The sequence below is a fragment of the Thermobifida fusca NBRC 14071 = JCM 3263 genome (assembly GCF_001592045.1).
Taxonomy (GTDB): domain Bacteria; phylum Actinomycetota; class Actinomycetes; order Streptosporangiales; family Streptosporangiaceae; genus Thermobifida; species Thermobifida fusca.
Genome location: NZ_BCWB01000060.1, coordinates 15,316 through 27,032 on the forward strand (window position 1 = coordinate 15,316; position 11,717 = coordinate 27,032).

The 11,717-nt window shown below is 67.3% G+C and carries 10 protein-coding genes; 5 read left to right on the top strand and 5 right to left on the bottom strand.

Annotated features, from left to right (window positions below; all coding sequences use genetic code 11):
• Positions 1-19: 19 nt before the first annotated feature.
• Together TF1_RS14550 and TF1_RS14555 are read left to right on the top strand one after the other, a co-directional pair.
• A complete protein-coding gene (locus tag TF1_RS14550; protein WP_016189307.1) occupies positions 20-1,279 on the top strand; it encodes an NAD(P)/FAD-dependent oxidoreductase in 1,260 nt (419 codons plus the stop codon).
• A 249-nt stretch (positions 1,280-1,528) separates the two neighbouring features.
• Positions 1,529-2,722, top strand: a complete 1,194-nt coding sequence (locus tag TF1_RS14555; protein WP_011293219.1) for a PP2C family protein-serine/threonine phosphatase — start codon at positions 1,529-1,531, stop codon at positions 2,720-2,722.
• Between the two features lie 21 nt (positions 2,723-2,743).
• Here TF1_RS14555 and TF1_RS14560 read toward each other — a convergent pair whose 3' ends face one another.
• The 5 genes from TF1_RS14560 to TF1_RS14580 form a co-directional block, all read right to left on the bottom strand.
• Positions 2,744-3,184, bottom strand: a complete 441-nt coding sequence (locus TF1_RS14560; RefSeq protein ID WP_011293218.1) for a hypothetical protein — start codon at positions 3,182-3,184, stop codon at positions 2,744-2,746.
• 4 nt (positions 3,185-3,188) lie between these two features.
• On the bottom strand, positions 3,189-4,604 hold the full coding sequence (locus TF1_RS14565) for a multicopper oxidase domain-containing protein (RefSeq protein ID WP_011293217.1): 1,416 nt from the start codon (positions 4,602-4,604) through the stop codon (positions 3,189-3,191).
• Positions 4,601-5,275 carry a helix-turn-helix transcriptional regulator gene (locus tag TF1_RS14570; protein ID WP_011293216.1) on the bottom strand — a complete coding sequence of 225 codons (675 nt, stop codon included), beginning with the start codon at positions 5,273-5,275 and terminating at the stop codon, positions 4,601-4,603. Before TF1_RS14570 ends, TF1_RS14565 begins: the two co-directional genes overlap by 4 nt.
• Positions 5,276-5,460: 185 nt before the next feature.
• Positions 5,461-6,618 carry a hypothetical protein gene (locus TF1_RS14575; RefSeq protein WP_011293215.1) on the bottom strand — a complete coding sequence of 386 codons (1,158 nt, stop codon included), beginning with the start codon at positions 6,616-6,618 and terminating at the stop codon, positions 5,461-5,463.
• An 835-nt stretch (positions 6,619-7,453) separates the two neighbouring features.
• Positions 7,454-8,653, bottom strand: coding sequence for an endo-1,4-beta-xylanase (locus TF1_RS14580; RefSeq protein WP_011293214.1), 1,200 nt, complete (start codon positions 8,651-8,653; stop codon positions 7,454-7,456).
• A 169-nt stretch (positions 8,654-8,822) separates the two neighbouring features.
• Between TF1_RS14580 and TF1_RS14585 the strand changes: the two genes are divergently transcribed.
• From TF1_RS14585 to TF1_RS14595, 3 genes are all read left to right on the top strand, one after another.
• The gene (locus tag TF1_RS14585; protein WP_011293213.1) at positions 8,823-9,869 is read left to right on the top strand and encodes a LacI family DNA-binding transcriptional regulator; all 1,047 of its coding nucleotides are present in this window, start codon (positions 8,823-8,825) and stop codon (positions 9,867-9,869) included.
• 110 nt (positions 9,870-9,979) lie between these two features.
• The gene (locus TF1_RS14590; protein WP_011293212.1) at positions 9,980-10,714 is read left to right on the top strand and encodes a polysaccharide deacetylase family protein; all 735 of its coding nucleotides are present in this window, start codon (positions 9,980-9,982) and stop codon (positions 10,712-10,714) included.
• Positions 10,715-10,917: 203 nt separating this feature from the next.
• Positions 10,918-11,717, top strand: an 800-nt coding sequence (locus TF1_RS14595; protein WP_061783986.1) for a polysaccharide deacetylase family protein, incomplete at its 3' end; no start/stop codon positions are given.

Sequence of the window (11,717 nt, forward strand, 5' to 3'; positions counted from 1 at the left end):
AGCTTTGTGGGGAGCGGCGATGAACCAGACACGAGACGGAGGCGCACCGCGCACCGCGGTGGTCATTGGGGCCGGAATGGTCGGCCTGTCGACCGCCTGGTTCCTGCAGGAGCGGGGCGTGGACGTGACCGTGGTCGACCGGGACAGCGTGGCGGCAGGCGCGTCATGGGGCAACGCGGGATGGATCTCCCCGGGACTGTCGATCCCGCTGCCTGAACCGTCCGTCCTGCGCTACGGACTGCGGTCGCTGCTGGACCGCAATGCCCCCCTCTACGTTCCGATCCGTGTCGACGTGGGCTTGTGGGGATTCCTGCTGCGGTTCGCCGCCCACTGCACCATGCGGGCGTGGCGCCGGTCCATGCAAGGGTTCATCCCCATCAACTCGCAGTGTTTGGACGCCTACGACCAGTTGGCGGAGAACGGCATCACCGTGCCGACAGTGGACGCGCCGATCACCGCGGCCTTCGAAAAACGCGCCCAAGCCGCGGACCTGCTGCGGGAGCTGCGGCTGATCCGCGACTCCGGCCAGGAGATCGGTTTCGCCGAGATGACCGGGGACGAGCTGCGGGAGCGGATGCCGCAAGTGTCGCAGCGGGTGGAACTCGCGATCCGGTTGGACGGGCAGCGCTACGTGGACCCGGGAGCGTACACGAAGGCGCTCGGCGAAGCCGTGGTGAAACGCGGCGGCACCCTCCGCGAAGGGTTCACCGTTACCGACATCCGGCCGGACTCCGGGGCGATCGCGGTCCGCTCGACGACAGGGGAGAGCGTGCGCGGCGACGTGGTGGTGCTGGCCGCCGGATCGTGGATCACCGGGCTCGCCCGCAAACTGGGGGTCCGCACCCGCGTGCAGGCGGGACGCGGATACTCGTTCACCGTGCCCACCGAGCAACCCGTGCCCGGCCCCCTGTACCTGCCCGCCGTGCGCGTAGCCTGCACCCCCTACCAGGGCAAACTGCGGGTCGCGGGCACGATGGAGTTCCGCGGGCCTGACGACCCTCTGGACCCGGGGCGGATCCGCGCGATCATCGCCTCGGCACGCCCGCTCATGGAAGGGATCTCCTGGGAGGACCGCACCGACGAATGGGTCGGCCCGCGCCCGGTCACCCCGGACGGGCTGCCGTTGATCGGAGCGACGAAAGCACCAGGCGTCTACGTTGCGGGAGGCCACGGTATGTGGGGGCTGACCCTCGGCCCGATCACCGGCCGTCTCCTCGCCGAACAGATCACCACCGGAAAGCGGCCGGAAGCACTGGCCGCATTCGACCCGCTGCGCTAACCCGGGCGCAGCAGCGACCACTCCCTGGTGGGGAGGGAGGAGGGGCCCGCCCCGGTTCCGGCACCGCGGAACCCGAGGCGGGCCCCTTTTTTACTCGCGTGCCCGGCAGGTGCCACGGCCCGCATTCCCCGTAGTCAGCGTTATGATCCACCGGCCTCGGGACAAGAACGTCACCGGTGTGCTGTTTTTCCTGGTGGGTACCGGTTACCGGATCACACACGGACAGCACACCGGGAAGAGGAGATCGTGATGCGGACTGCCGGTGCTGGCGGAGCCGTGGAACAGGGACGCCCCCTCAGTGCGGGGCCACGACGGTCGTCCACCCTGGGCACGGTCGTGTTCTGGGCCTCGCTGGGGATTTCGCTTGTCCTCACCCTCAGCTTCGTGGTGGGAGCGCTTGCGCCGCTCGTTCCGTTTCTCGTTTTTCTTCCCGCGATCGTCGCCACGGTCGGCACACTGCAGCAGACCGCCATCATCGCCGGGTGGACCTACCTTGTCGCTTTCATGGTGTACGCCTCGCGGGACGGGATCTCCGGCCAAGAACTGTACGGGCTCGTGCTCGCCGCAGTCCTGGCGGTGCTGAGCATCGCAGCGAGCTGGTACCGCATCCGCAGCGCCGAAGAAGAGTACCGGCGGCGCTCCCACGAAGAAGAAGTCCGCCAGCTGCGGTCGACCGTCGCCGAGCTCCAACGGCGGATCCTCCGCCCGCTGCCCGCACGGGTGTCCGGGCTCATCGTCGACGGCCACTACCGGCCCGTCGAAGAGAACCAGATGGTGGGCGGCGACATCTACGAAGTGGTCCGTACCCCTTTCGGGGTAAGGGTGATGATCGCCGACGTCCAAGGCAAAGGCCTGCCCGCGGTCGGCACCGCGTTCTCCGTCCTCGGCGCTTTCCGCAGCGCCGCCTACCACATCAAAGACCTCATCCAACTAGCGGATGTACTGGACACCTCAGTGGTGCGGTACAACATCTACGCCAAACAGGTCCAAGAGCCGGAACGGTTCGTCACCGCGCTCCTCCTCGACATCGACGACCAGGGCCGGGTGCGGGTCATCAACTGCGGCCACCTCCCGCCCTACGTGGTGTGCCCCCAGTACGCCGGTCCAGCAGTCCCGCACGACCCCAGCGCCCCGCTGGGCTTGGGCAGCCTCGTCCCCCAGGCCCGGGTCATCCAAGAGTTCTCCCTACCCCCGGAGGCGACCCTCCTGCTGTGCACGGACGGGGTCACCGAGGCACGCAACCGCGACGGGAAGTTCTACCCCTTGAAAGAACGCCTCCGCGGGTGGCGGAACGTGCCCGCGGAACAGCTCATCGAACGGATCGCCGCGGACCTGGGCGAGTTCACCGAGGAGGACTACCGCGACGATATGACCGTGCTGACCCTGTACCGGGAGCGGAGCGCCGCCCCCGTGGCAGAGCCGCCCCGGCAGGCCGCCCGCTGACCTGTCAACCCCGGCCGCCGGTCAGGTGGCGGGCAGGGCAGCGGCCAGCGCGATCACCCCCACCGAGGCCACCACGCTGGTGATCGCCATCACCCGGGCGAAGACTGGGTATCCCCGCGAACTCGCTTCGCCGTGCAGTGCCGCCGCCACCATCACCAGAGCAAACAGCACGAGTTTGGCGGTCAGGATCTGCCCGTAGCCGGGCAGGAGCAGCGACTCCCATGTCACGCCCTTCCGCCACGCCAAGGCGACACCGGTGCCGATCTGCAACGGCAGGAAGAACGCCGCGGTAAGAATGCCGAACCGTCGGCCGACCGCGGTCAACAGGGTGGCGCGCCGTTCGTCGTCCAGGCTGCGCCGGGCCAGCGGCAACACCACCAGGGACACGGTGAGCTGCCCGCCCACCCACAGTGCAGCGCCGAGTACGTGGAGAAACCGCACCACTGTCCAGATCGTCAGCACCGTTTCACTCCGTGATCGTGAAGAAGCCGCGGGCCCCGTTCTCGGCATGCCGCATGTCATGGTCGACAAAGGGATAGGAGCCCGCTTCGGGGAACACTGTTTCGACAAAACCGCCTTGGGCGACCGCCAGGTCGAGCGCTTGCGCGCCCCCGGCGTCGCCACGGCGCACCAGGTAGGCACCCTCCTTGTAGACGGTGTCGAACTGGGCGCCGACGATGTGGAAAGACGTTCCGCTGGTGGGACCGGCCGCCACCACCCAGATCCGGACGCGCTCCCCGACCTCGGCGGTCAACGGCGCGTGGGCGTAGCCGGCGGCGACCCCGTTGAACACCCACGCGTCCGGCTCACCCGCCCGCATCCGGGCGACCTGGTCGGCGCTGCCCGGCTCGCCCAGGTACAGCTCTCCTTGGACCAGCAGGTATTCACGGTCGACCGGCTCAAGGTCGGGCGGGTCGATGATGACCGCGCCGTACATGCCGTTGCCGATGTGCTGCAGCATGGGCGAGGTCGAACAGTGGTACACCCAGGCACCGGCTTTCTCCGCGCGGAACCGGTAGGTGAGGCGCTCGCCCGGATTGATCGTGCGCATCGGCTCGTCCGGGGCGAGACTGCTGGCGTGGAAGTCGATGCCGTGGCCCATCGTGCCGTCGTTGACGAAGGTCACGGTGAACACGTCGCCGACCTTGCCGCGCAGCACAGGGCCGGGGACGTCGCCGCCGAACGTCCACACGCTCTGCCGCACCCCGGGGGCGACCTCCAGCTCGGTTTCGGTGACCCGGATCTCCACTTCGTGTTCGGTGCGGTCCGGCGCGGGCGGCAGGACAGCGTCGCGGGGCTGCCAGTCGTCGCTCATCTCCGCGGACAGGGGGAGCGGTGCGGGCGGACCGCTGTCCGCACCAGCGGGCGTGTCGGGGCTGTCAGCGCTGTCCGCAGTGTCAGTGGTGTCGATCCGCATCCGCATGCCCGCGGCGCTGTGCCCGAGCACAGTGCACCAGGCGTCGATGGGCTCGGTCACCGTGCCTACCTGCAGGGTGGCGCTGTCACCTGGCGCAAGCCGGGGCGTGCGGGCCCCGGTCTCCACCACCAAGTCGTGGACTTGAGTGTCCTCGTTGCGCACGCGGAGGACGAGGGAGTCGCCGGGCGCGACGGTGACGTGGGACGGGGAGACGGTCATGTCGCCCAGCACCACGTCGACGGTACGGACCTGGCCGGAGCCCGCGGGCACTTCGGAGGCGGGAGCGGTTCCGCTGCCCGCTATGCCGAGGGCAGCGGCGGTGAGCGCCGCACCCAGCGCGGTCCCTACCGCCCCGGGCGGGGGAGCCGTGCTGCTGTTCCGCACGGTGGGGATGATGATCGCCGCCGCGGCAGCGACGACGATGACGCCGAGCAGCAGGGACCACAGGAGGGTGTCGGCGTTCACTCTGTCTCCTTACGGGGCCGGAGTTCTGCGACACAGCGGTCGGGTTCCGCGAAGGGCCGCAGCCGCACCGCCTCCACGGGGGCGCCCAGTTCGGCGAGCACGCCGCGCATCATGCCCAGGTGGATGCCGCAGACGATGTCGGGGGCGGATTCGGCGAGTTCCCGGAACGGGCAGCGGTGCAGGTCGATGCCGGCTGCGCTGCGGCGGGGACGGAAACCGGCCTGGTCCAGCAGCGTGGCCACGGCGCGGATCGCGGTGTCGGCATCGACCCGCTCGCCCGCCTGCGGTGCATGCACCATGCGGCGGCCGTAGCTGCGGCCGGCGTCGATCGCGGCGGCGGCGTGGTCGGCCGCTGTTTCCGCGAGGTAGTCGACGAGCATTTCCGCGAGCAGCCGGTAGTTGCGCAGGGCAGCGGTCTCGTCTGTGACCGCGGAATAGAGCAGGCGGGGGCGGCCGGGCTGGTCGCGTTCCTCAGGGGCGCTGGTCACGTATCCGCGTTCCGCGAGGATCGCTAGATGGCCGCGGACAGTGTTGGCGTGGAGCCCTACACGCTGGGCGAGGTCCTGAACGGTGAGCGGACCTGGGGCACGGCGGAGGGCTTCCCAGACAGCCACCCGGCTCGGGTCCGCGAAGACCCGGTGTTCGCCGGGGTCGATGCCTGGAGTTCGCACGGTCCCGTCCTCACTTCCCACGCTCCCAGTGTAAATACGGTGATCGCCGTAAAAATTCGGGGGTGGTAGTGAAGCGTTTCCCCTGGTACGGCGGTGGGGCGTGCGCGTCGCGGCTGCTTTGCGGAAGAAACAACGGCCCTCACCGGCGGGACCGGCGGGGCCGTCACGACTGCTGGGCGTGCCCGCTACGTGCCCTGCTTGGGGATGATGCCGAGAATGCGTGCCGAGTCGGTGCGGTGGGAGACGGAGTCGTCGAAGGTGAACTCGGAGAACAGCTCCGTCGGTGAGCCGCCCCGGGCGTGGAACGGGAAACCGTAGTAGGTACCGTCCGCGTAGAGGACGTAGCGGTTGTTGTCGAAGTCCGTCCAGATGCGCTCGATCTTCTTCCCGGAGAGTGTGACGAGCTCTTCCACGTCGGAGACTTCGCCGTCCGGGGACAGTTTGAACGTCCGCAGCGTGGAGTGGTCGACCTCACCCCCCTGCCCGTCCTTCGGCAGGAGGCCGACGAAGTTCCCCGACGGCCCGGGGAGGAAATTCCGCGAGGCGACCCGGGTCCCGTCGGTGAGGAAGTGGAATTCTTGGGTGGCTGCCCCTCGAGGAGAGGTCAATATCTGGAGTTTGTTGTCCGTAGTGGCGGTGTAGGCGGCTTTAGGGATGAAAGAGCCTTCCGGACCTTTGAGGAGAAGAGCCCCTTCATACTCTTCGAGGGGAAGAGAATCGTGCGGCACCTCGCCCCGTTCCTCCGGGGGATTGTCGAGAGGAGCGTCAGTGGGCACCGCGAGTACCCGGTATTTCTCCTCCCCTTCGCGCCGTTCTTCGAACCACAATTCGCTGCCGTTCGGGGAGAACTGCGGGGACTGGTAGGAGACTTCGGCTTCGGATTCCTCGCTTCCGACGCCGTACACGTCCTCGGTCTCCGGCGCTGCTTCGTCCGGCGCGAGGACCGCGGTCACATGGTAGGAGCGGCTGTCGGCGTCCAGCTCGGCGAGCCGGATTTCTCCTTCCGAGGTCTCGTAGGCGGCGTGGCGGAAGTCCGCGGAGAACGCGAAGTCCGTGGTGTCCAGGAAGAACATGTAGTTCGCGGAGCGGTCCGTCAGTTCGGTGAGGTCGAGGAAGAGCTTCTGGACTCCGTCATCCACGTCGTGAAAGGTGAGGTAGACGGTCTTTCCCGACGAGCTCTCCGCCAGCCGGGCGAAACCGGACAGCGTCTCAGCAGTGACGCCCCGGTCCTCTGGCGTGGGTGGGGCGCTCGAGGTCCCGTCTCCGCCGCAGGCTGCCAGTGGGAGCAGGAGGGCGAGGAGTGCGGAAACCGGGGTCTGCGGAGACCGTCTGGTGTTCGTCACGGTTCGTCCTTCGGATCGTCCTGGGGGGAACAGGGCTCTCTCCGCGTTTCGGGCGTGGAAAGGTCGAGGCAGGAACGGACGATTGTGTCGTCTCTGCCGCCCGAGAACCGGGATTCCGGCGGGGAGATGCGGTTTTCTTGCCTGAAGAATAGCGGAATGATCACCAATAGGAAGAATTCGGGTAATCCCGGTCAGGGATCCCGCGGGTGAGCAGCGGTTATGCGACTGTGCCGCTGGCGCGGTTTCTGTGCGGAATCCGTAGAGGCCGAGGTGGCGGTGGCGATCCGCGGTACTCGCGTATTTTTTTGACGTCCGAGGGCGGATAAGTTAAAGGAAATTTCACGCCGATGGCAGAACGAATACAGCGGACTTTACGGACAATCTGTGGAGTTTTCGAGGTCAGACCCTGGTGAGGGGACGGAATCCGAACAGAAATCGAAAAACGGTATGCATACCGGAGTCCAGGATCCTCTTCCCCACCAGGAAAAAGGGGACCGCACCGCAGAATCCCGCTGGCGGGACGCCGAGGAGAGACCCCGCGAGACCGCCTGCGCCCGCAAGCTGGGAAGCACGCTCCCACGGCCCTAGGCCGCACCGTGCCCGGCGCGAACAACCGCGGGCACGCCCACTAGGTCTGACAACTGGCCTCGCACCCCATGGAAGCCGCGCGGGACGCATCCGGCCGGTGCAGCGCAGAAAAACTGCCCCTGGCACACGCCAGGGGCAGACATGCCGTGGCGGGGAACCGGGAGTCCCGGCTCCCCGCCGTCAAGCGCTACGCCCAGGGAGCAGCCGCCCCACGCGGCGCCCTCCCCGAAGCTCAGAACGGAGCGCCTCAGCAGTGATCGTGCTTGGGGCCCTTGCCCGGCTTCGGCTTGCCCGGTCCCGGCTTGGGGCTGTCCGCGCACCGGGCTTCCCGCAGCGTCTGCTGCAGCGCGAAGAAAGCGGGCTTGCGCTCGTACTTCTCCGTCATGATCGTCGCCGCGCCCTCGTCGGGGAAGAACACCGGCACCCAGGAGTACTTGTCCGTGAAGCCCCAGATCGTGAAGGAGTCGCAGCCTTCCACGGCCAGGCACGCTTCAAGCGCCTGCTGGTAGTAGTCGGCCTGCTGCTCCAACTGCTTCGGGGTCGGCTTGCCGCTGGCCGGCAGGTCCATGCGCACGTCCAGCTCGGTGATCGCCGTGGCCAGACCGAGCTCGTCGAACCGGCGCAGGTTCTGTTCCAGGTCGCCCGGGAAGCCGTAGCGGGTGCTCAGGTGCCCCTGGACGGAGAAGCCGTGGACCGGAACCCCGTCGTCGAGCAGCTCCTGGATGAGTTCGTAGTAGGCGTCGCTCTTCGGGTTGATGCCCTCCACGTTGTAGTCGTTGAAGAACAGCTCCGCGTTCGGGTCTGCCTCGTGCGCCCAGCGGAACGCGTCAGCGATGATGCCGGGGCCGAGCTCGCGGATCCAGATGTTCTCCTGAGTACGCAGGTTGCCCTGCTCGTCGAAGATCTCGTTGGCCACATCCCACTGGTGGATCCGTCCGGCGTAGCGGCCGACCACGGTGGTGATGTGGTCCCGCAGGATCTCGCGCAGCTCCTCAGGGGAGTAGTCGCCCTCTTCGAGCCACTCGGGGTTCTGGCTGTGCCACAGCAGGGTGTGACCGCGGACCTTCTGGTCGTTACGCTCCGCGAAGTCGACGATCTTGTCGGCCATGGCGAAGTCGTAGCGGTCTGGCTCAGGATGGATGTACTCCCACTTCATCTGGTTTTCCGGGGAGACTGAGCTGAACTGCTGAGCCAGGATGCTGCGGTATTTCCCGTCGTGGGTGAAGGGGTCGGGGTAGTCCTGCTCCAGGTGGTGGCCGCCGCCCGCGACCGCGCTGCCGATGTAGAAGCCGTCGGGGGCAGCCCAGCGCAGCCGCTCGGATTTCGCGTTGGAGTGGGGAGCGGGATGATGGTCGTGGACCGGTCCCGCGCTAGCGGGAACCACCATGAGGGGGAGAGACAGCACCGCAGTAGTGAGCGCGGCGGTGATGAGACGCACCGGTTTCATCAGACTCCCTAAGGTTGAGTCGTAATATTTTCCGAAAATTTCCGGAACATTGTGACGAAGGACACTAGAGGCAATGGGGCAGGTCGTCAACCACCGGGCGACGTCTCAGGTATGACCGCGGCCTTCTGCGCTCATACTTTGAAGGAGAGACAGAGGAAAAGGAGGACGCGTGGCCGAGACACCGAGCCGATCCGTGACGATCTCCGCAATCGCGGCAGAGGCAGGTGTGTCCGCGCCGACGGTCTCGCGCGTCCTCAACGGACGAGGCGATGTAGCACCCGAGACCCGCGAACGCATCGAAAACCTGCTCCGCCTCCGCGGATACCGCCGCAGGGGGAGCCGCGGCGACGGACAGCGCCGCGGCGAGCGGATCGGCCTCATCGACCTGGTCTTCAACGACCTGGACAGCCCGTGGGCAGTGGAGATCATCCGCGGAGTCGAGGATGCCGCGCACGGCATGGACAGCGGCATCGCCGTGTCCGCCATCCACCGCCAAGCCAGCTCCACCCGGAAATGGCTCCAAAACGTCCGCTCCCGGGCCAGCGACGGCGCGGTTCTCGTCACCACAGACCTGGACTCCGAACTCCGCTCCGAACTGGAAGAACTCCACATTCCGGTGGTGGTCATCGACCCGGTTGGACTCTCTGACCTCACGGTGCCCACGATCGGCTGCACGAACTGGGCAGGCGGACTCAGCGCCACGACGCACCTCATCGAGCTCGGCCACCGGCGGATCGGCTTCGTGGCCGGACGCCCCGAACTGTGGTGCAGCCGCGCCCGCCTCGACGGCTACCGGGCCGGCCTGGAAACAGCGGGAATCGAGGTGGACCCCGAGCTGATCGCTCCCGGGGAATTCAACTACGAATCCGGGTTCCGCGCCGGTGAACGCCTGTTTGACCTGGACGATCCGCCGACGGCGGTGTTCGCGGCCAGCGACCAGATGGCTCTCGGCGTCTACGAGGCGCTGCGCCAGCGTGGCCTCCGCGTCCCCGACGATGTCAGCGTGGTCGGCTTCGACGACCTGCCGCAGGCACGGTGGTCGTCCCCGCCGCTGACCACGGTGCGCCAGCCCCTCGACGACATGGGTCGACTCGCCGTGCGCACCCTGCGTCGACTCATGGACAGCGAGGAGATCGAAAGTCCTCGCGTTGAACTCGCTACTGAGCTCATCGTTCGAGACAGCACCGCTCCTTCGCCCACAGCAACCAAAAAATGACGCTACTTTATGTAAGGCTCCGTTGACTGTGCGGAGTCGATTTCTTTGGCGTCTCTTTACCTGCCCGGACGCAGAAAAGTCCGGGAGATTCCCGTGTGAGGTTTCCATCCATGCTCTGTGGGCAAACGAAGCGGTGGCACGGCTTACTCGGCGTGCTCTCCGTCTTGACCATCGGTTTAACCTGCGGCATTGCAGCTCCCGCGCATGCCAAGGCGACCGCCGACCTCGTCACCACCACGGGCAGGGCCGGGAAGACCGTCGCACTGACCTTCGATGACGGTCCCGACCCGGACAACACTCCGGCTCTGCTCGAAGTCCTGCACAAATACCAGGTCAAAGCCGTGTTCTGCCTGGTGGGTGACCAGGCACGCAACCACCCTGACCTGGTCCGCAGGATCGTGCTGCACGGCCACACACTGTGCAACCACTCGATGCACCACGACGACTTGGGCGACTGGTCAGCCGCGGACATCCGGGCTGACCTGCTCGAAGCCAGCAAAGCCATCCGCGAGGCAGTGCCCGGGGCACGCATCCCCTACTTCCGGGCTCCGTATGGCTCGTGGGGACAGAGCCCGCAGGTCGCCGCTGACCTGGGCATGCAGCCGTTGGGCTGGACGGTCGAAGTCGCCGACTGGGAGCAGCCTGGCACCAGCGAACTGGTGCGGCGGCTCAACGAGCAGCTCACCCCGGGGGCGGTGGTCCTGCTCCACGACGGGATCGGCGACCGCAGCCAGACCGTGCAAGCCGTGGACCAGGTGATCCCGCGGTGGCAGGCGCAGGACTGGATCTTCACACGTCCTGCCCGGCCGGTGCAGCCCAGCATGATCGTCCTGCGTCTGGGCTGATCCGGGGCTTGGGGACGGTGCCTATTGGCGGGGTGGGCGGGCGGGAGCGGGCCGACACACTTCCAGGCGATCTGCCCGAGTTGTCGAAAAAGTCGCCTATTACGGAGTGTGTACACATATTGACATAGAGGCGTGGTGCTCTCTAGGTTTCCTATATCTTCCGGAAGTTTCCGAAAATTTCGGGCCAGGGAGAGGAGACCTAGATGACGACCGTCCCCCGACGCTCCCCCTTACGGAAACGTCTCCTGGTGGCCTTGTGCGCGCTAGGACTCGCCTTCACCTCCGCCGCCACAGCCCACGCCCAGGTGACTCCTGACATCGTCACCACCACCGGGCAGCCCGGAAGGACCGTCGCCCTCACCTTCGACGACGGCCCCAACCCGAACGACACCCCGGCCCTCCTGTCGGTCCTGCGCAAACACCAGGTCAAAGCGGTGTTCTGCCTGTGGGGCGAGCACGTCCGCCAATACCCGGCGATCGCCCGGCAGATCGCGGAGGAGGGGCACATCCTGTGCAACCACTCGATGCGCCACGACGACATGGGGAACTGGTCGGCAGCCCAGATCCGCGCCGACTTGGAAGCCACCAACCAGGCCATCCGCGAGGCTGTCCCCAACGCTGACATCCCGTACTTCCGGGCCCCGTACGGCTCGTGGGGACAGAGCCCGCAGGTCGCCGCTGACATGGGCATGCAGCCGCTGGGCTGGGCCATGGACATCGCCGACTGGGAGCCTCCCGGCACCAGCGAACTGGTGCGGCGGCTCAACGAGCGGGTCACCCCGGGGGCGGTGATTTTGCTCCACGACGGTGGAGGCGACCGTAGCCAGACCGTGCAAGCCGTGGACCAGGTCATCCCGCAGTGGAAGGCGCAGGGCTGGACCTTCACCTTCCCCGCTGGCGCGCCCACGAACCCTGGCCCGACGCCCACCCCGACCCCGACGCCGACCCCCACTCCGACTCCCACCCCTGGCCCTGGCAACCCGGGAGCCACCTGTGACGTGGA

Excerpts from the sequence above, each read along its gene's own strand:
- TF1_RS14550 (WP_016189307.1), top strand. The coding sequence starts at position 20 with ATGAACCAGACACGAGACGGAGGCGCACCGCGCACCGCGGTGGTCATT.
- TF1_RS14555 (WP_011293219.1), top strand. The coding sequence starts at position 1,529 with ATGCGGACTGCCGGTGCTGGCGGAGCCGTGGAACAGGGACGCCCCCTC.
- TF1_RS14580 (WP_011293214.1), bottom strand. The coding sequence starts at position 8,653 with ATGAAACCGGTGCGTCTCATCACCGCCGCGCTCACTACTGCGGTGCTG.
- TF1_RS14590 (WP_011293212.1), top strand. The coding sequence starts at position 9,980 with ATGCTCTGTGGGCAAACGAAGCGGTGGCACGGCTTACTCGGCGTGCTC.